Source organism: Staphylococcus sp. FW104-15G4D (assembly GCF_058790135.1).
The window spans coordinates 612,950-633,038 of sequence record NZ_JBYTCH010000001.1; the positions used below are offsets into that span (position 1 = coordinate 612,950).

Sequence of the window (20,089 nt, forward strand, 5' to 3'; positions counted from 1 at the left end):
GATAGAGACGCAATTGAAGAATTTTAAACTTGTAAATGTATTTATGTTAAAAATACATTTTCTTAATGACAATTTATTGATATGATATAAAAAGACAGACGCGTAAGAAACACTAAACATATTCCAGCGAGTTAGGAATGGTGAGAGCCTAACATATCGTTTGTTTCTTATATCACTGGCTTTTATTTTAATATGTTTATGAGAGAACTCTAAGTTGAGTTAAATAGGGTGGTACCGCGGTTTAGCCGTCCCTTTTAATTGAACTTAGAGTTCTTTTTATCATTAGAAGGAGTGAACAGTATGAATTTTAAAGATACTTTATTAATGCCCAAAACTGACTTTCCTATGAGAGGTGGTTTACCTAATAAAGAGCCTCAAATTCAAGAAAAATGGGATGCAGAAGATCAATATAAAAAAGCATTAGAAAAAAATAAAGGTAATCAATCTTATATCTTGCATGATGGTCCACCATATGCAAATGGTAGTTTACATATGGGACATGCACTTAATAAAATTATTAAGGATTTTATCGTCCGTTATAAAACAATGCAAGGATTCTATGCACCATATGTTCCAGGCTGGGATACGCATGGTTTACCAATTGAACAGGCTTTAACTAAAAAAGGCGTAGACCGTAAAAAAATGTCAATTGCTGAATTTAGAGAAAAGTGTAAAGAATTTGCACTTAAGCAAGTAGATATTCAGAAGAAGGATTTCAAACGTCTAGGTGTTCGCGGTGACTTTGATAATCCTTATATTACACTTACCCCTGAATATGAAGCAGCACAAATTCGTTTATTTGGTGAAATGGCAGACAAAGGTTTAATTTATAAAGGTAAGAAACCAGTTTATTGGTCACCTTCAAGTGAATCTTCATTAGCTGAAGCGGAAATTGAATATCATGATAAACGTTCTGCCTCTATTTATGTAGCATTTAACGTTAAAGACGATAAAGGAGTCGTTGATTCAGATGCTAAGTTTATTATCTGGACTACAACACCTTGGACAATTCCTTCAAACGTAGCTATCACTGTTCATCCAGAACTTAAGTATGGCCAATACAATGTAGAAGGACAGAAATTTATTGTTGCTCAAGCCTTATCTGAGACTGTAGCTGATGCTTTAGGTTGGGATAAAGATACAATTCAACTTGAAAAAGAATTTACAGGTAAAGAGTTAGAATATGTTGAAGCGCAACATCCATTCTTAGATCGTACGTCACTTGTGATTAATGGAGATCACGTCACAACAGATGCGGGTACTGGATGTGTTCATACTGCTCCTGGACACGGGGAAGATGACTATATCGTTGGACAAAAATATGACTTACCTGTCATCAGTCCTCTAAATGACAAGGGTGTATTTACTGAAGAGGGCGGCCAATTTGAAGGTATGTTCTATGACAAAGCGAATAAAGCTGTCACTGACTTATTAACTGAAAAGGATGCACTTCTTAAATTAGACTTTATTACACATAGCTACCCACATGATTGGCGTACAAAAAAACCAGTTATCTTTAGAGCGACACCTCAATGGTTTGCTTCAATTAACAAAGTAAGACAAGATATCTTAGATGCGATTGAAGAGACTAACTTTAAAGTAGATTGGGGTAAAACACGTATCTACAATATGATTCGTGATCGTGGCGAATGGGTTATTTCTCGTCAACGTGTATGGGGTGTTCCATTACCAGTATTTTATGCTGAAAATGGTGACATCATCATGACGAAAGAAACAGTTAATCATATCGCTGATTTATTCGCAGAACATGGATCAAATGTGTGGTTTGAACGTGAAGCGAAAGATTTATTACCAGAAGGATTTACACATCCTGGAAGTCCTAATGGTGAATTTACTAAAGAAACAGACATCATGGATGTATGGTTCGATTCAGGTTCATCTCACCGTGGTGTATTAGAAACAAGACCAGAGTTAAGTTTCCCTGCAGATCTTTACTTTGAAGGAAGTGACCAATATCGTGGTTGGTTTAACTCTTCAATAACTACTGCTGTAGCAACTCGTGGACAAGCACCTTATAAATTCCTACTTTCACACGGTTTCGTTATGGATGGTGAAGGTAAAAAAATGAGTAAATCGCTTGGTAACGTCATCGTTCCGGACCAAGTTGTTAAGCAAAAAGGTGCAGATATCGCACGTCTATGGGTAAGTAGTACTGATTATTTAGCAGACGTCCGTATTTCAGATGAAATTTTAAAACAAACTTCTGATGTTTATCGTAAAATAAGAAATACACTCAGATTCATGTTAGGTAATATTAATGATTATAACCCTGAGACAGATCGTATCCCTGAAAATGAATTACTCGACGTAGATCGTTATTTACTTAATCGTTTACGTGAATTCACAGCTAGTACTATCAACAACTATGAGAATTTTGATTATCTTAACATCTATCAAGAAGTTCAAAACTTTATCAATGTAGAATTAAGTAACTTCTATTTAGACTATGGTAAAGATATTCTTTACATTGAGAAGAAAGACTCTCATAAACGTCGCAGCATGCAAACAGTGCTTTATCAAATCTTAGTAGATATGACAAAATTATTAGCACCAATCCTAGTGCATACTGCAGAAGAAGTATGGTCACATACACCTCACGTTAAAGAGGAAAGTGTTCATTTAGCAGATATGCCAGAAGTTGTTGAAGTAGATAGAGAATTATTAGATAAATGGAATACTCTTATGGATCTACGCGACGACGTAAACCGTGCTTTAGAACAAGCTCGTAATGAAAAAGTCATTGGTAAATCATTAGAAGCTAAAGTGGTTATTGGCAATAATGAATCATTTAAAGCTGCTGAATTCTTACAAGAATTTAATGATTTACAACAATTATTCATCGTTTCTCAAGTTGAAGTTGTTGATTCAGTTGAAAATGGTGAAACATATAAATATGGTGATATTCGCATCGAACACGCAGAAGGCGAAAAGTGTGAAAGATGTTGGAACTATAGCGATGAATTAGGTTCTGTTGGAGAACTTGATCATCTATGTCCACGTTGCCAAGAAGTAGTGAAAACATTAGTTTAATTTCTAAATGATTGGTAACCATTAATCATAGACCTGAGGAGATTTTATTATAAAGAAGTCTTCTTAGGTCTTTTATACTTTAAGAAACAAATTGATTAGAAAAATTAAAGTAAGATTTATAAGACTTAAATGAGAAAATGTTGATATATTTAAAAATCTCTTTAAATTCACATCATAAATTAGAAATTTGAATTCTTAAATATATTTAGTCATAATGTTAAAATTATAGTAATGAAATCTTATATATAGACAACCATTCAGAGTACAAGTCATTGTTGAGAGGGTAGAATGATGTTTCATAGTAAAGATGCACATTTCGTTAATGGAATAATAATAAATGTACGTGATATAGAAGTTATAAGAGCCTTTTATGAAGAAGTTTTAGGATTTAATTTTGTTAATGAATCTATGAAGGCTGTTCAATATAAGGTTGGAGCAAACAATCAATATATAACTTTTAATGAAATTCAAAATGGTAGAGAGCCACTCATGTCTGAAGCTGGCTTATTTCATATAGGAATTAAGTTGCCAGAACTATCCTCTCTAGCTGATTTATTAGTACAATTAAGTGATTTTGAGATACCGGTTAATGGAGGAGAACAAAGTGTTGGAACATCACTCTTTGTTGAAGATCCTGAAGGTAATGCGCTTAAATTTTACGTCGATTATGACTTTGAAATGTGGAAATACGATGAAGATAATAGAGTGAAATTGGATATTAGACCAATTAACGTACCTCGATTGTTAAAAGAAGTTTCTAATGAAAAATGGCAAGGTGTACCTAATGAAGCGAAATTAGGTCATTTGCATCTTAAAACTATTAGAATCTCAGAAATTAAATCATATTATCTTAATTATTTCGGTTTAGAAGAGTCAGCTTATATAGACGATTTCTCATTATTTTTGTCCTCAAATCATTATTACAATCATTTAGCAATGAATCAGTGGTTATCAGGGACCAAGCGTGTTGATAATGAAAACACATATGGTTTAGCGTTAATAGATTTTCACTATCCTGAATCTACGCATTTAAATTTAAAAGGACCAGATGGCTTGTACTTCAGGTTTAATCGAATAAAAGATGAATAATTGAGTAAGCTAAATATTTACTAAAATTAAGTTGAGACACGATTAAGTCTCAACTTTTTGTATGATATTATTGCTCAACATTTCTAATAATTAGATTTATACTCAGCAATCTTTTTTTATGTCTTGGAGTAGGATATAATGTTAAGTGTTGTCAAAAGTGACGTTGAACTGAATGGAGGCACATGAATGAAAAAGAAATATTATATTGGAATCTCACTTCTTTTAGCATTTTTAATTATAATTTTTGACCAAATTTCAAAGTGGATAATTGCTTCATCCATGAAAATTGGCGATTCCTACGAAGTAATTCCTCATTTTCTTAATATTACTTCACATAGAAATAATGGAGCTGCTTGGGGAATTTTAAGTGGTAAAATGGGATTTTTCTATATTATCACATTAGTTATTTTAGTAGTTCTCGTGCTGTTTTATATTAAAGAAGCTAAATATAATTTATTTATGCAAGTTGCAATTACCTTACTCTTTGCTGGTGCGTTAGGTAACTTTATTGATCGCGTATTCAATGGTGAAGTTGTCGATTTTATAGATACAAACATCTTTGGTTATGATTTCCCAATCTTTAATATTGCAGATTCAAGTTTAACTATAGGCGTTATCTTCGTAATTATCGCATTATTAAAGGATACAACTAAAAAGAACTAAGGAGGTATACTTTTGGAAACACATGAATTTAAGATCACAGATGAAACACAAGTTGGTCAAAGAATAGATAAATTTCTATCTGAGTCGAATGATGCTTGGTCTCGTAGCCAACTTCAAGATTGGATTAAAGAAGATTTAGTTAAAGTTAATGATAAAGTGATTAAATCAAATTATAAAGTTAAATTAAATGATCATATCATTGTCACTGAAAAGGAAGTAGTAGAAGCAGACATTCAACCAGAAGATTTAGATTTAGATATCTATTATGAGGATGATGATGTGGCGATTGTTTATAAACCTAAAGGTATGGTAGTACATCCATCTCCAGGTCATTATACGGGCACACTTGTGAACGGCTTAATGTATCAAATCAAAAATTTATCTGGTATTAACGGTGAAATACGTCCTGGTATTGTTCACCGTATTGATAAAGATACTTCTGGTTTATTAATGGTTGCTAAAAATGACATCGCTCATCGAGGTCTTGTCGAACAACTAATGGCTAAAAGTGTTAAACGTAAATACACTGCGTTAGTTCACGGTAATATTCCGCATGATTATGGTACGGTAGATGCTCCAATTGGTCGTAATAAGAATGACCGTCAAGCAATGGCTGTAGTTGATGATGGTAAAGAAGCTGTAACGCATTTCAATGTAATAGAGCATTTTAAAGACTATACTTTGATAGAATGTGAATTGGAAACTGGACGAACTCACCAAATTCGTGTGCATATGAAATATATTGGCTACCCGCTTGTGGGTGACCCTAAATATGGACCTAAGAGAACATTAGATATTGGTGGTCAAGCATTGCATGCGGGTGTGATTGGTTTTGAACATCCAGTAACACATGAGTATATTGAAAGAAGTACTGAATTGCCTAATGATTTTAAAGATTTATTAGAAGATATTCGACGTAGAGATGCTTAAAAAAACATGATAAAGTTAAACATTACGAGCGATTTTGTCAACTTTTAGTTTAAAGAAATCATTGACTTATTTATTAAAAAGTTTTAGACTAGTAACAGTTTAAATATAAAAAACTTCGTCTTTAATTGCGAGTCCAGAGAGGCTTCGAAGACATGAATAATAGGAATAATCATGCATATAAATGTGTTTCGCTTAAGAAAGTATGCGCGTTCTTAATGATGAAATACTGTAAATATATACCTGAAAGTTAATTAACTGAGTATAATTAATTTTCTTGAAGTGTGCCTTAACCTCATGTCTTTATTAAAGATATGAGGTTTTTCTATTATAAGAGGTGAAACGATGTCTGAACGAATCATTTTAGATGAAGCCGCGATACAGCGTACAATCACTCGAATTGCACATGAGATTTTGGAATATAACAAAGGCACTGACAATTTAGTACTTTTAGGAATTAAGACACGAGGTGCATTTTTAGCGAATCGTATACAAGAAAAGATTCATTCTATTGAGCAGTGCAATGTACCAACCGGCACAATTGATATTACACATTTCCGTGATGATATTGATAATGTCACCCAGCAATCAGACATCAAAGCATTTGATATCGATGTTGACATTACTGATAAAGTGGTGATTATCGTTGACGATGTTTTATATACTGGTCGTACAGTAAGAGCTTCATTAGACGCTATATTGCTACACTCACGACCTGTTAAAATTGGACTTGCAACACTTGTTGATAGAGGCCATCGTGAACTTCCTATCCGAGCAGACTTTGTAGGAAAAAATATACCAACTGCGCGTGATGAATCCGTTTCAGTTTATTTAAATGAAATTGATCATCAGAACGCAGTCATAATAAAATAATATCCCTTTTAAAGCAGTACGAGAGACTGAAAAAGGTGGAGTAAACAAATTAAGCCATAGTTAAACGATAAAGCGATGATGTAAATCTTTAAGATTTATCATACCTTTACCATTGCTTAATGTAATACTTCGTTAGAAATGTAATCTTTGAGGTGTAAAACCTTATTCGACTACATTTCAATTAGTCTCTTTGCATTCACTGATGTAAAGAGATTTTTTTATGAAAGGAAATGAATGACATGGAAAATGAACAAATGTTTGAGCGCACTGTGAAGCCAGTGCTTGATGTTAGAGACAAACCTAAACCAGCACAATGGGCATTCTTAAGTTTGCAACATTTATTTGCAATGTTTGGCTCAACCGTCCTTGTACCATTTTTAACACATTTACCAATATCAGCAGCATTACTTGCTTCAGGTATTGGAACACTTATTTACATATTAATCACAAAGGCTAAAATACCTGCTTATTTAGGTTCAAGTTTTGCCTTTATCACACCGATTATTACTGGTCTAAGTACCCATAGCTTAGGAGACATGTTAGTGGCTCTGTTTATGAGTGGGTTGATGTACGTCATTATAGGTTTACTTATTAGATTAAGTGGAACTGGTTGGCTAATGCATTTACTACCACCAGTTGTAGTAGGACCAGTTATTATGGTTATCGGATTAAGTTTGGCACCTACAGCCGTTAATATGGCCATGTATGAGAATTCTTCAGATATGAAAGGTTATAACTTAAGTTATTTACTTGTAGCTCTAATTACACTCATAGTCACAATCGTAGTACAAGGTTTCTTTAAAGGATTTTTATCACTGATACCTGTATTAATTGGTATTGTAGTTGGTTATATTGTTTCTATTTTCATGGGCTTAGTAAAATTTGGACCTATTGCCCACGCCAAATGGTTAGATTTTCCACATATATATTTACCATTCAAAGATTACACACCATCATTCCATTTAGGATTGGTATTAGTCATGATACCCGTTGTATTCGTAACAGTAAGTGAACATATCGGTCATCAAATGGTTATCAATAAAATAGTAGGCCGTAATTTCTTTAAAGATCCAGGATTGGATAAATCAATTATTGGAGATGGGGTATCTACAATGTTTGCGAGTATTATCGGTGGGCCTCCAAGTACAACCTATGGTGAAAATATAGGCGTACTAGCGATTACTAAAATATATAGTATTTACGTCATTGGTGGAGCAGCAGTTATCGCTATCATTCTAGCTTTCATAGGTAAATTTACTGCGTTAATTTCATCTATACCTACTCCTGTCATGGGCGGTGTTTCGATACTATTATTTGGTATTATTGCTGCTAGTGGATTGCGTATGATAGTTGAAAGCAATGTAGATTTTTCAAGCAACCGTAACTTAGTCATTGCATCAGTAATACTTGTAGTAGGTATTGGTAATTTACTTATCAATTTAAAAGGTATTGGAATTAATTTACAAATTGAAGGTATGGCATTATCCGCACTTTCTGGAATTATTTTAAATTTAATTTTGCCAAAAGATAAAAAAGAAGAAAATTAAGATTTAATCCATTAGGAGGGCGCTATATGAAAAATTTATTATCTATGGAACATCTATCAACGGATGAAATATATGATTTAGTTACAACTGCAAGCCAGTATAAATCAGGTGAAAGAGCTTTACCGCAGTTTAATGATACGTATGTAACGAACTTATTCTTTGAAAATTCAACAAGAACAAAGTGTAGTTTTGAAGTAGCTGAACTCAAATTAGGATTAAAACAAGTGAGTTTTGAAACGAGTACCTCTTCAGTTAAAAAAGGCGAGTCGTTATATGATACTTGTAAAACATTAGAAAGTATTGGAGTTAATTTATTAGTCATTCGTCACTCTCAAAATGCTTATTACGAGGAATTAGAAAACATTAATATACCTATAGCAAACGCTGGAGATGGAAGTGGTCAACATCCTACACAAAGTTTGCTAGATATAATGACTATTTACGAAGAGTATGGGTCATTTGATGGGTTGAATGTGTTAATTTGCGGTGATATTAAAAACTCTCGAGTAGCCAGAAGTAATTATCATAGTTTAAGAGCATTAGGTGCAAATGTCATGTTCTCTAGTCCTGAAGAATGGGTAGATGAGACATTAGAGGCGCCATACGTTAATATAGATGATGTGATTGATCAAGTCGATATTGTGATGTTGTTAAGAGTTCAACATGAAAGACACGGCATTGCTGGTGAAGCTAATTTTGCGGCAGAGGAATATCATCAACAATATGGGTTAACTCAGTCAAGATATGATAAATTAAAAGATGAAGCCATTGTCATGCATCCTGCTCCAGTCAATCGAGGAGTCGAAATTAAAAGTGATTTAGTAGAAGCACCCAAATCACGTATTTTCAAACAAATGGAAAATGGGATGTATTTAAGAATGGCAGTTATAAGCGCGCTTTTAAAATAGGAAGGGGTTATTTTAAAATGAAATTAATCAAAAATGGAAAAATCTTAAGAAACGGAATTTTAAAAGATACTGAGATTTTAATTGATGGTAAACGTATTAAAACAATTAGTAGTAAAATCAATTCTTCATCTCCTAATATTGAAGTTATCGATGCTAAAGGAAATTTAATCGCACCAGGATTTGTTGACGTTCACGTGCATTTACGTGAGCCAGGTGGGGAACATAAAGAAACAATTGAAACTGGTACAAAAGCAGCTGCAAGAGGGGGATTCACTACTGTATGCCCAATGCCTAATACAAGACCAGTTCCAGATTCAGTTGAACATGTTAGAGAATTAAGACAAAGAATTTCAGAAACAGCTAAAGTACGTGTGTTACCCTATGCATCTATTACCAAAAGACAAGCTGGAAAAGAACTTGTTGATTTCAAAGAGTTAGCACTAGAAGGGGTATTCGCATTTACAGATGACGGTGTAGGTGTTCAACAAGCTAGTATGATGTATGCGGCTATGAAACAAGCAGCACGCGTTAAAAAACCAATCGTAGCACATTGCGAAGATAATAGCTTGATTTATGGTGGCGCAATGCATAAAGGTAAACGTAGTGAAGAACTTGGTATTCCAGGTATACCAAACATTGCTGAATCAGTGCAGATCGCTAGAGATGTCTTATTAGCTGAAGCTACAGGATGTCATTATCATGTATGTCACGTTTCTACTAAAGAAAGTGTACGTGTGATTAGAGATGCTAAGAAAGCTGGCATTCACGTCACTGCAGAAGTAACTCCACATCACTTACTTTTAACTGAAAATGATGTACCAGGCGATGATGCAAACTATAAAATGAACCCACCATTAAGAAGTAAAGAAGATAGAGAAGCATTATTAGAAGGTTTATTAGATGGAACGATTGATTGTATAGCAACTGACCATGCGCCACATGCAAAAGAAGAAAAAGATCAACCAATGACTCAAGCACCGTTTGGTATCGTGGGTAGTGAGACAGCTTTCCCATTATTATACACTCACTTTGTAAGAAGAGGTAATTGGTCACTTCAACAGTTAGTGGATTATTTCACTATTAAACCTGCAACAATCTTTAATTTAAACTATGGTAAATTGCATAAAGATAGTTATGCTGATTTAACAATTATAGATTTAAATAATGATAAAGAAATCAGAAGTGAAGACTTCTTATCTAAAGCGGACAATACACCATTTATCGGTGAAAAAGTTTATGGTAATCCGATTTTAACAATGGTTAAAGGCGAAGTAGTATTTGAGGAGGAAAAATAGATGCTTGAAAAACGTTATCTTGTACTGGAAGATGGCTCTTATTATGAAGGATATCGCTTAGGTTCAGATGATCTTTCAATAGGCGAAATCGTATTTAATACTGCAATGACGGGGTATCAGGAAACTATTTCTGACCCCTCATATACAGGTCAAATCATTACATTTACTTACCCATTAATTGGGAATTATGGTATTAACCGTGATGACTTTGAATCATTGACACCGACATTGAATGGTGTAGTAGTGAAAGAGGCAAGCACACATCCTAGTAACTTTAGACACCAAAAAACATTACACGAAGTACTTGTTCAATATCATATTCCAGGTATTTCTGGCGTGGATACAAGAAGTATCACACGTAAGATTCGCCAACACGGTGTATTGAGAGCTGGATTTACAGATAATAAAGATGACATTCAAGCGCTTGTAGAACATTTAAAAACTGCTGAATTACCAAGAGATGAAGTTCAAACAGTCTCTACTAAAACACCATACGTATCAACAGGTTCAGATTTAAGTGTGGTTTTACTCGACTTTGGTAAGAAACAAAACATTGTTCGTGAACTAAATACACGTGGTTGTAATGTAACAGTTGTACCATACAATACAACAGCAGAAGAAATTTTAGGCATGTCACCAGATGGAGTGATGTTATCTAACGGTCCTGGAGACCCAGATGAAGTTGAAGTTGCTATCGAAATGATCAAAGGTATCTTAGGTAAAATACCATTCTTCGGAATATGCTTAGGACATCAACTTTTTGCTTTATCACAAGGTGCCACTTCTTTCAAAATGAAGTTCGGTCATCGTGGTGCTAATCATCCTGTTAAGGATTTAAGAACAGGTAAAGTAGACATCACCAGTCAAAATCATGGCTATGCTATTGATCGTGATTCACTTGAAAATACTGATTTAGAGGTGACACATATTGCGCTTAATGAGGGGACAGTTGAAGGTTTGAGACATAAACAATTACCTGCTTTCTCAGTACAATATCATCCTGAAGCAAGACCGGGCCCAAGCGATTCAAACTATTTATTCGATGAGTTTATAACGATGATGAATGAGTTCAAAGAAAAGGAGCGTCATTTTAATGCCTAAACGCGACGATATTCAAACAATTTTAGTAGTAGGTTCAGGACCAATTATTATAGGTCAGGCTGCAGAATTTGATTATGCAGGTACGCAAGCATGTCTTGCTCTTAAAGAAGAGGGATATAGAGTCATCTTAGTTAACTCTAACCCTGCGACAATAATGACTGATAAAGAAATTGCTGATAAAGTCTATATTGAGCCGCTAACTCATGATTTTATTGCTCGTATTATTCGTAAAGAGCAACCAGATGCATTGTTACCTACTCTAGGTGGACAAACTGGTTTAAATATGGCAATTCAACTCCACGATAGTGGCGTACTTGCTGCGAATAATGTGAAACTTTTAGGAACTGAGCTTGAATCTATTCAACAAGCTGAAGACCGAGAAATGTTTAGAACATTAATGAATGATTTAAATGTCCCTGTACCTGAAAGTGACATTGTTAATACTGTAGAACAAGCCTTTGAATTTAAAGAACAAGTGGGTTATCCACTCATCGTTCGACCAGCCTTCACTATGGGCGGTACTGGTGGTGGAATCTGCTACAACGATGACGATTTAAAAGAAGTTGTAAGTAATGGATTACATTATAGTCCAGCTACACAGTGTTTAATCGAAAAATCAATAGCAGGTTATAAAGAAATTGAATACGAAGTCATGCGTGATAAAAATGATAATGCCATTGTTGTTTGTAACATGGAAAATATCGATCCAGTTGGTATACATACAGGGGATTCCATTGTCGTAGCTCCAAGTCAAACGTTGTCAGATGTTGAATACCAAATGTTACGTGATGTGTCATTAAATGTAATTAGAGCATTAGGTATTGAAGGTGGCTGTAATGTACAACTAGCTCTAGATCCACATTCTCTCAATTATTACATTATTGAAGTGAATCCTCGAGTGTCTCGTTCATCAGCTTTAGCTTCTAAAGCTACAGGTTATCCAATTGCTAAATTAGCAGCGAAAATTGCAGTAGGTTTAACTTTAGATGAAATGTTAAATCCTATTACTGGAACATCTTATGCAGCTTTTGAACCAACATTGGACTATGTTATTTCTAAAATTCCTCGTTTCCCATTTGATAAATTTGAAAAAGGTGAACGTGAACTAGGTACACAAATGAAAGCAACTGGAGAAGTCATGGCAATTGGACGTACTTACGAAGAATCATTACTTAAAGCGATTCGTTCACTTGAGTATGGTGTGCATCACTTAGGTTTACCAAATGGTGAGAGCTTTGATTTAGACTACATTAAAGAACGTATTGGTCACCAAGATGATGAACGACTATTCTTTATTGGAGAAGCTATTCGTCGAGGTACAACTTTAGAAGAAATCCATAAAATGACGAAAATTGATTATTTCTTCCTAAATAAATTCCAAAACATCATCAACATTGAACACGAATTAAAAGAACATCAAGGTGATTTGGAATATCTTAAATATGCTAAAGATTATGGCTTTAGCGATAAAGTAATCGCTCATCGTTGGGATATGAATGAAGACGATGTTTACCAATTACGAGTGAAAAATGATATTAAACCTGTATATAAAATGGTTGATACATGTGCAGCAGAATTTGAATCGACAACGCCTTATTATTATGGAACGTATGAATCTGAAAATGAATCTGTTGTAACGGATAAAGAGAAAATTCTCGTATTAGGTTCAGGTCCTATTCGCATTGGTCAAGGTGTAGAATTCGATTATGCTACTGTACATGCTGTATGGGCAATTCAAGATGCAGGCTACGAAGCTATTATTGTAAACAATAACCCTGAAACTGTATCTACTGACTTCTCAATATCAGATAAATTATACTTTGAACCATTAACTGAAGAAGATGTAATGAATATCATCAATTTAGAACAACCTAAAGGTGTTGTTGTTCAATTTGGTGGACAAACTGCCATCAATTTAGCTGACAAACTTGCTAAACATGGTGTTCAAATCATGGGAACTTCTTTAGAAGATCTAAATCGCGCTGAAGATAGAAAAGAATTTGAGGCGTTACTACGTCAAATTGAAGTGCCACAACCTCAAGGTAAAACATCTACATCTCCTAAAGAGGCACTCGAAAATGCGCGTGAAATTGGTTATCCAGTTGTTGTTCGACCATCTTACGTATTAGGTGGCCGTGCTATGGAAATTGTAGATAATGACCAAGAATTAGAAAACTATATGACACAAGCAGTTAAAGCAAGTCCAGAACATCCAGTACTTGTTGACCGTTATTTAACAGGTAAAGAAATCGAAGTAGATGCTATCTGTGACGGAGATACAGTGATTATTCCTGGTATTATGGAACATATTGAACGTGCTGGTGTGCATAGTGGTGACTCAATTGCAGTATATCCACCACAAACGTTAACTAAAGAAGAGATTGATACGCTCGAAGATTATACAATTAAATTAGCTAAAGGATTAAATATTATTGGCTTAATCAACATACAATTTGTCATCGCTCATGATGGTGTTTATGTGTTAGAAGTTAATCCACGTTCAAGTCGAACGGTTCCATTCTTGAGTAAAATTACTGACATTCAAATGGCACAACTTGCTATGCGTTCTATTATGGGACATAAATTAGCTGATTTAGGTTATCATCAAGGAATTCAACCATACTCTGAGGGCGTCTTCGTTAAAGCTCCTGTATTTAGCTTTAATAAATTGAAGAACGTAGACATTACGCTTGGACCTGAAATGAAGTCAACTGGAGAAGTTATGGGTAAAGATCTTACTCTTGAAAAGGCGCTTTACAAAGGACTTACAGGTAGCGGTGTAGAAGTAAAAGATCACGGAACAGTATTAATGACAGTAAGTGATAAAGATAAAGATGAAATCGTGAAAATAGCACATCGCTTAAATGAAGTTGGCTATAAAATTTTAGCAACAAAAGGTACAGCTGAAAAACTTGAAGACAATCAAATACCTGTTGAAGTTGTAGGTAAAATCGGTGGCGAAGATGATTTACTTACTCGTATTCAAAATGGTGAAGTACAAATCGTTATTAATACGATGACGAAAGGTAAAGAGGTTGAACGTGATGGATTCCAAATCCGCCGTACAACTGTTGAAAATGGTGTGCCATGTCTGACATCACTTGATACTGCAAGTGCATTGACTAACGTAATTGAAAGTATGACTTTCACGATGAGAAATATGTAATACAAAGAATGAATGATTGAAGGAGTATTTAAATGAGAAATTTACCAATCATTGCATTAGATTTTAAATCTGCAGAAGAAGTGAATACCTTTTTAGACCAATTTAATGAACCATTGTGTGTCAAGGTTGGTATGGAATTGTTTTACCAAACAGGTCCTGGACTTATTCAATCTCTAAAAAAGAGAGGCCATGATATCTTTTTAGATTTAAAATTGCATGATATCCCTAATACTGTAAGTAAAGCTATGGAAGGATTAGCGCGATTAGATGTAGATTTAGTTAATGTTCACGCAGCTGGCGGTGTGAAAATGATGGAAGAGGCTAAAAAAGGTTTAAGTAAAATTAATCCAAATACTAAAATCATTGCAGTAACGCAACTTACCTCTACTACTGAACAACAGTTGCATGAAGAGCAAAATATTCATACGACTATTGATGAAGCGGTACTGAATTATGCTCGCCTGGCTCATAAAGCTGGTTTAGACGGAGTGGTGTGCTCACCACTTGAAGCTGAGTTAATTTCTCGAGAATTAGGTCCTGAATTTATGAAAGTCACTCCCGGAATTAGACCTAAGGGCGCGGCTCAAAATGATCAACAGCGTATTACTACTCCCGAAGAAGCGCAAACTTTAGGATCTACACATATAGTAGTCGGGAGACCTATAACACAAAGTGATCGTCCTGTAGAGAGCTATCAAAATATCAAAGAAAGTTGGTTAGGTTAATGGCTAAAGAAATTGCAAAAGCTTTATTAGATATTGAGGCAGTCTCCTTGTCTCCGAATGATTTATATACTTGGAGTTCTGGGATTAAATCTCCAATCTATTGTGATAATCGTGTCACTCTAGGTTACCCGTTAGTGCGTAATGCTATTAGAGATGGTTTAGCACGCTTAATAGATGAACATTTTTCAGAGGTAGAAATTGTGTCTGGTACTGCAACTGCAGGTATTCCTCATGCTGCTTATATTTCTGAAAATATGGAACTACCAATGAACTATGTTCGTTCTAAAAGTAAAAGCCATGGTAAACAGAATCAAATTGAAGGCGCTAAAAGCGAAGGTAAAAAAGTTGTAGTTGTTGAAGATTTGATCTCTACTGGTGGTTCTTCAGTAACAGCTGTAGAAGCTTTAAAAGAGGCTGGTGCTGATGTACTTGGTGTGGTAGCAATTTTCACGTATGGTCTGAAAAAAGCAGATGATACATTCCACAAAGCAGGAATTCCGTTTTATACTTTAAGTAATTATAATGAATTAATTGAAGTTGCGAGGGAAGAAGGAAAAATTTCTGAAGATGATATTCAGACTTTAGTTGATTGGAGAGACAACTTGTCATAAGATAAGTTTATAAAGGGGGAAAGTGAATGACGCAAAGAGATGAAAATAATCATCTTTATATTACGATGAAGCATTGTAATGATTTTCTAAAAAGACAAGATGATTATAGATCCCCAAAAAACTTAAAAAGTATTGACGAAAGTGTTCGAGATTTCTCAGAATCAGTAAATGATAATGCGTTTACACATTCTGGTGATATATTTAAAAGAGCTAAAGAAAGTTTACGTCATAAAGGTCAATTATAGACGAAAATTAAATATGAAAATTTTAAGAGCCAAAGTACTTGGAATTTCAAGACTTTGGCTCTTTCTCATTAGCGTATAAATACTTTAGTGAGCAACCAACCGATTAGTAAAACAATTAATAATATTAAAATGGGTAAACCGTAGTGAATTAACATCTTCCGTAAACCTCCCTATATATAAAATATTATATTCATATTGTTATGTGAGAATAAGATTAGGGTAAGCGATCTTATAAATCATCAAATAAACGAAGACATAGTTTTTTCATCTGTATCACGATATTCTACAATATAAGAGTTATCATGTTAAAATAATATACGAGATACTTAAATTGGTAAAGTAATTAAATTTTTAAAACTAGGGGAGATATAAAGTGGAAATACCTAAAATAACAACATTTCTTATGTTTAACGACCAAGCTGAAGAAGCAATTAAGTTATATACAAGTTTATTCGAGGATAGTGAAATATTGACGATGGTCAAATATGATGAAGACGGCCCTGGTACTCCAGGATCAGTACAACACTCTATCTTTACTTTAAATGGTCAAGTATTTATGGCAATTGATGCTAATAATGGTGAAGAATTACCTATGAACCCTGCCATGTCATTATATGTCACTGTTAAGGATGCTATGGAAATGGAACGTTTATTTAGTGGTTTGAAAAAAGAAGGCGCTATTCTAATGCCTAAAACTGAAATGCCACCTTTTAGAGAATTTGCATGGGTGCAAGACAAGTTTGGCGTGAGTTTCCAACTCGCTTTACCAGAATAAGAATAAAATATTTTAAAAACTCCGTACGGTAACTTATCAAGGTTATCGTACGGAGTTTTTTATTAAGATTCTTTCATTTGTTGAATTTTATCATAGTCAGGTGTTGCATATAATGTTTTTTGATTATCATATGTCACAAAGCCAGGTTTTGCACCTGAAGGTTTGTGAACATTTCTAATTTCTGTATAATCCACTGGAATTTGACCAGAATTTCCTGCTTTAGAGAAGTAACCAGCTAACATTGCAGCCTCTTTAATTGTTTCATCGCTAGGACTATCATTTAAGATAACGACATGAGAACCTGGTATATCTTTAGTATGGAACCAAATATGAGATTTTTGTGCTTTTTTATTTGTTAAGTAGTCATTCTGCTTATTATTTTTACCGACTAAGATCGTATCTCCGTCACTTGAGCGATATGTTTGTAGTTGAATTTGCGCATTCTTTTTCTTTTTAGTATTTTTACGCTGTTTCATGAAACCTTGATCAGCTAATTCGTCACGAATATCATCTATATCGTCAACAGTAATATGTTCTAATTGTTGTTCAATATTTGAAAAGTAATCAATGTTTTCTTTCGTTAATTGAATTTGATGATCTAATTCATGTTCTCGTGTTTTTAGACGATTATACTGCTTATAGTAGTATTGAGCATTTACTGAAGGTGATTTGGTTGGATTGAGCGGAATGGTTACCTCTTCGCCAGTATAATAATTTAGTGCTGTTACCGATTCATCACCTTGTTTAATTCTGTAAATGTTTGCAGTGATTAATTCACCATAAAGTTGTTGAGTTTCTTTATCCTTAGCACTCTCATATTCATCAATTAACTTACTTAATTTATTTTGTTGTTTTTGCAACTGTTGTTGTACAAATCTTACTAAATCATTTGCACGTTGTTTAACACGTTCTCGCTCTCCTCGAGCATCATAATAACGATCGAGTAAATCGTTAAGTGAATCATATTCTACTACATCATCATAAAACTGATTTAATTTCATAAAATAAAAATCTTCCTTGCCTGTCTCATGATTTTTATGAAAAACAGGGGTCGGAGATAATTGAGTTTCAGCCATAACTTCATCGTATGCTTCAGGTAGCGTATCTTGCGTCATAAATTGTCGGCGACTAACTATTTCATTTGTAATAAGTGGGCTAAACCCTTCAAATGAATTTAATAATTGTTTAGAAATTTTACCTGAATTAAAATCAATATATTTTAGAGCCTCTTGTCCAGAAATTTCGTAAGGATTTAACTTATTTTGGCTTGGAGGAGCTTCATATTCAAACCCAGGCATTACCGTACGATATTGGTTAGTATTTGGTGTTAAATGCTTAAATCCTTCAATAATTTTACGATTTTCATCTACAAGAATAAGGTTACTGTGTTTACCCATAATTTCTAATATAATTGTACGATGCATTGTGTCGCCGATTTCATCTTTACTTTTTATATCAATTTCAACGCGACGGTCATTGCCAATTTGGCGTATATTTTCTATAAAGCCACCTTCTAAATGCTTACGAAAGACACGTGCGAACATAGGTGGATTAAATGGGTTATCATATTTTTTATCAGTAATTTGTAACCTTGAAAAGCTAGGGTGAATTGATAATAGTAATTGATGATTTTTGCGGTTTTGTCGTACTACCATAATAATAGTATCGTTTTCCGGTTGATTGATTTTATGAATACGGCCTGAAACTAAACTTTGAAGTGATTCAACCATCTTTTTAGTGAATAAGCCATCATATGCCATATTTATCTGCCACCTTAAAAATTTTCATTCATCATATTTTAACATGCGTTGTTTATACGGTCATTGTTTTAGTTTTATAAAATATAAAATGGTGAATAATAGAAGTAAAATAATTTAATTGATATGAAGGCATTAAGGCGTACTATTTATCAATATGAGAATTAATGGATTACATTAACTAAAGTTAATGCATTAAGAGTCACTAAATAGTTTTTAACTAGATTAAGGAATACATTAACTGAAGTTAATGCATTAAGGAGTACTATTTATCAATATGATAAAAGTACTCCTATACATTCTTTAGTTTGGTATGATATTATATTTAAATAATAGAAGAATAGCTTAGAGAGGTCGTAAGGCATGGATAATGAAAAAGGATTGCTAATTGTTCTTTCAGGTCCTTCTGGTGTTGGCAAAGGAACTGTTAGAAAACAGATTTTTGATGATCCCACTACTTCATATAAGTACTCTATATCAATGACTACTCGTAACATGCGCGAAGGTGAAGTAGATGGTGTAGATTACTTTTTCAAAACGAAAGAGCAGTTTGAAGAGTTAATTAAGGACGATCAATTTATTGAATATGCGGAATATGTAGGTAATTATTATGGTACGCCAGTTCAATATGTTAAAGATACTATGGATCAAGGTTATGATGTTTTCTTGGAAATAGAAGTTGAAGGTGCAAAACAAGTAAGAAAAAAATTTCCTGATGCATTGTTTATCTTCCTTGCGCCACCAAGTCTTGACGACTTAAGAGAGCGCTTAGTTGGCAGAGGCACTGAATCAGATGAGAAAATTCAAAGTCGTGTTAACGAAGCACGTAAAGAAGTTGAAATGATGAATCTATATGACTATGTAGTCGTAAATGATGAAGTTGAACTTGCTAAAAATCGAATTCAGTCTATAGTAGAAGCTGAACATTTAAAAAGAGAGCGCATCGAAGCTAAATATAGAAAAATGTTATTGGAGGCAAAAAAATAATGTTAAATCCACCGTTAAACCAACTTACTGCAAAAATTAATTCTAAATATCTTATCGCAACTACTGCCGCTAAAAGAGCGCGCGAGTTAGACGAAAAACATGAAACAGCACTTATTGAAAATTATCATTCAGCTAAACCAGTTGGTAGAGCTTTAGAAGAAATTGCTGATGGTAAAATTGAACCAGTCATTCCTGAAGAATACTTAGGTTAATATTTTTACTTTAATCTATAATTTTGACACACCTTATTAAGGACACATATTTGAGATGTGTGATCCGTAATGAATTAAGGTGTGTTTTTTTAATTATTAAACTTATTTGTGTATAATAAAATTAAATTTGAAGAACAGGTATCATGCTCTAATTAAG

The 20,089-nt window shown here is 33.9% G+C and carries 17 protein-coding genes; 16 read left to right on the plus strand and 1 reads right to left on the minus strand.

The window, feature by feature from the left end:
* Positions 1 to 300 precede the first annotated feature (300 nt).
* From ileS to AC3WQX_RS03215, 14 genes are all read left to right on the plus strand, one after another.
* Positions 301 to 3,051 carry an isoleucine--tRNA ligase gene (gene ileS / locus AC3WQX_RS03150; RefSeq protein ID WP_002435232.1) on the plus strand — a complete coding sequence of 917 codons (2,751 nt, stop codon included), beginning with the start codon at positions 301 to 303 and terminating at the stop codon, positions 3,049 to 3,051.
* A 291-nt stretch (positions 3,052 to 3,342) separates the two neighbouring features.
* On the plus strand, positions 3,343 to 4,140 hold the full coding sequence (locus tag AC3WQX_RS03155; protein ID WP_030065296.1) for a VOC family protein: 798 nt from the start codon (positions 3,343 to 3,345) through the stop codon (positions 4,138 to 4,140).
* Positions 4,141 to 4,326: 186 nt separating this feature from the next.
* Complete coding sequence (lspA, locus tag AC3WQX_RS03160; RefSeq protein ID WP_023350426.1) at positions 4,327 to 4,803, plus strand: signal peptidase II; 477 nt, start codon at positions 4,327 to 4,329, stop codon at positions 4,801 to 4,803.
* A 12-nt stretch (positions 4,804 to 4,815) separates the two neighbouring features.
* On the plus strand, positions 4,816 to 5,733 hold the full coding sequence (locus tag AC3WQX_RS03165) for an RluA family pseudouridine synthase (protein ID WP_049326412.1): 918 nt from the start codon (positions 4,816 to 4,818) through the stop codon (positions 5,731 to 5,733).
* 342 nt (positions 5,734 to 6,075) lie between these two features.
* A complete protein-coding gene (gene pyrR, locus AC3WQX_RS03170; RefSeq protein ID WP_002435073.1) occupies positions 6,076 to 6,603 on the plus strand; it encodes a bifunctional pyr operon transcriptional regulator/uracil phosphoribosyltransferase PyrR in 528 nt (175 codons plus the stop codon).
* Positions 6,604 to 6,842: 239 nt separating this feature from the next.
* The gene (locus AC3WQX_RS03175) at positions 6,843 to 8,150 is read left to right on the plus strand and encodes a uracil-xanthine permease family protein (RefSeq protein ID WP_002435254.1); all 1,308 of its coding nucleotides are present in this window, start codon (positions 6,843 to 6,845) and stop codon (positions 8,148 to 8,150) included.
* Between the two features lie 26 nt (positions 8,151 to 8,176).
* Entirely contained in the window at positions 8,177 to 9,058 is an 882-nt protein-coding gene (locus AC3WQX_RS03180) for an aspartate carbamoyltransferase catalytic subunit (RefSeq protein WP_002435230.1), read from the plus strand.
* A 17-nt stretch (positions 9,059 to 9,075) separates the two neighbouring features.
* Complete coding sequence (gene pyrC / locus AC3WQX_RS03185; protein WP_002435237.1) at positions 9,076 to 10,353, plus strand: dihydroorotase; 1,278 nt, start codon at positions 9,076 to 9,078, stop codon at positions 10,351 to 10,353.
* The gene (locus AC3WQX_RS03190; RefSeq protein WP_492739793.1) at positions 10,354 to 11,454 is read left to right on the plus strand and encodes a carbamoyl phosphate synthase small subunit; all 1,101 of its coding nucleotides are present in this window, start codon (positions 10,354 to 10,356) and stop codon (positions 11,452 to 11,454) included.
* Positions 11,447 to 14,620: a carbamoyl-phosphate synthase large subunit gene (gene carB / locus AC3WQX_RS03195; protein WP_023350424.1), complete on the plus strand. Its 3,174-nt coding sequence runs from the start codon at positions 11,447 to 11,449 to the stop codon at positions 14,618 to 14,620. The genes AC3WQX_RS03190 and carB overlap by 8 nt, the downstream gene beginning before the upstream one ends.
* 32 nt (positions 14,621 to 14,652) lie before the next feature.
* Positions 14,653 to 15,345, plus strand: a complete 693-nt coding sequence (gene pyrF / locus AC3WQX_RS03200; RefSeq protein ID WP_002435242.1) for an orotidine-5'-phosphate decarboxylase — start codon at positions 14,653 to 14,655, stop codon at positions 15,343 to 15,345.
* On the plus strand, positions 15,345 to 15,956 hold the full coding sequence (gene pyrE, locus AC3WQX_RS03205; RefSeq protein ID WP_002435263.1) for an orotate phosphoribosyltransferase: 612 nt from the start codon (positions 15,345 to 15,347) through the stop codon (positions 15,954 to 15,956). Before pyrF ends, pyrE begins: the two co-directional genes overlap by 1 nt.
* A gap of 26 nt (positions 15,957 to 15,982) precedes the next feature.
* Entirely contained in the window at positions 15,983 to 16,201 is a 219-nt protein-coding gene (locus AC3WQX_RS03210; RefSeq protein WP_023350423.1) for a hypothetical protein, read from the plus strand.
* Positions 16,202 to 16,574: 373 nt separating this feature from the next.
* The gene (locus tag AC3WQX_RS03215; RefSeq protein ID WP_002435165.1) at positions 16,575 to 16,976 is read left to right on the plus strand and encodes a VOC family protein; all 402 of its coding nucleotides are present in this window, start codon (positions 16,575 to 16,577) and stop codon (positions 16,974 to 16,976) included.
* Between the two features lie 62 nt (positions 16,977 to 17,038).
* Here the strand turns inward: AC3WQX_RS03215 and AC3WQX_RS03220 are convergent, their stop codons facing one another.
* On the minus strand, positions 17,039 to 18,736 hold the full coding sequence (locus AC3WQX_RS03220) for an Rqc2 family fibronectin-binding protein (RefSeq protein WP_002435182.1): 1,698 nt from the start codon (positions 18,734 to 18,736) through the stop codon (positions 17,039 to 17,041).
* Positions 18,737 to 19,096: 360 nt separating this feature from the next.
* Between AC3WQX_RS03220 and gmk the strand changes: the two genes are divergently transcribed.
* Positions 19,097 to 19,720, plus strand: a complete 624-nt coding sequence (gene gmk, locus AC3WQX_RS03225) for a guanylate kinase (RefSeq protein ID WP_002435146.1) — start codon at positions 19,097 to 19,099, stop codon at positions 19,718 to 19,720.
* Positions 19,720 to 19,932: a DNA-directed RNA polymerase subunit omega gene (gene rpoZ / locus AC3WQX_RS03230; RefSeq protein ID WP_002435135.1), complete on the plus strand. Its 213-nt coding sequence runs from the start codon at positions 19,720 to 19,722 to the stop codon at positions 19,930 to 19,932. Before gmk ends, rpoZ begins: the two co-directional genes overlap by 1 nt.
* Positions 19,933 to 20,089: the final 157 nt, after the last annotated feature.

Coding starts and splice junctions, on each gene's coding strand:
- ileS (WP_002435232.1), top strand. CDS start 301: ATGAATTTTAAAGATACTTTATTAATGCCCAAAACTGACTTTCCTATG.
- AC3WQX_RS03155 (WP_030065296.1), top strand. CDS start 3,343: ATGTTTCATAGTAAAGATGCACATTTCGTTAATGGAATAATAATAAAT.
- lspA (WP_023350426.1), top strand. CDS start 4,327: ATGAAAAAGAAATATTATATTGGAATCTCACTTCTTTTAGCATTTTTA.
- pyrR (WP_002435073.1), top strand. CDS start 6,076: ATGTCTGAACGAATCATTTTAGATGAAGCCGCGATACAGCGTACAATC.
- AC3WQX_RS03175 (WP_002435254.1), top strand. CDS start 6,843: ATGGAAAATGAACAAATGTTTGAGCGCACTGTGAAGCCAGTGCTTGAT.
- AC3WQX_RS03180 (WP_002435230.1), top strand. CDS start 8,177: ATGAAAAATTTATTATCTATGGAACATCTATCAACGGATGAAATATAT.
- pyrC (WP_002435237.1), top strand. CDS start 9,076: ATGAAATTAATCAAAAATGGAAAAATCTTAAGAAACGGAATTTTAAAA.
- AC3WQX_RS03190 (WP_492739793.1), top strand. CDS start 10,354: ATGCTTGAAAAACGTTATCTTGTACTGGAAGATGGCTCTTATTATGAA.
- carB (WP_023350424.1), top strand. CDS start 11,447: ATGCCTAAACGCGACGATATTCAAACAATTTTAGTAGTAGGTTCAGGA.
- pyrF (WP_002435242.1), top strand. CDS start 14,653: ATGAGAAATTTACCAATCATTGCATTAGATTTTAAATCTGCAGAAGAA.
- pyrE (WP_002435263.1), top strand. CDS start 15,345: ATGGCTAAAGAAATTGCAAAAGCTTTATTAGATATTGAGGCAGTCTCC.
- AC3WQX_RS03210 (WP_023350423.1), top strand. CDS start 15,983: ATGACGCAAAGAGATGAAAATAATCATCTTTATATTACGATGAAGCAT.
- AC3WQX_RS03220 (WP_002435182.1), bottom strand. CDS start 18,736: ATGGCATATGATGGCTTATTCACTAAAAAGATGGTTGAATCACTTCAA.
- gmk (WP_002435146.1), top strand. CDS start 19,097: ATGGATAATGAAAAAGGATTGCTAATTGTTCTTTCAGGTCCTTCTGGT.
- rpoZ (WP_002435135.1), top strand. CDS start 19,720: ATGTTAAATCCACCGTTAAACCAACTTACTGCAAAAATTAATTCTAAA.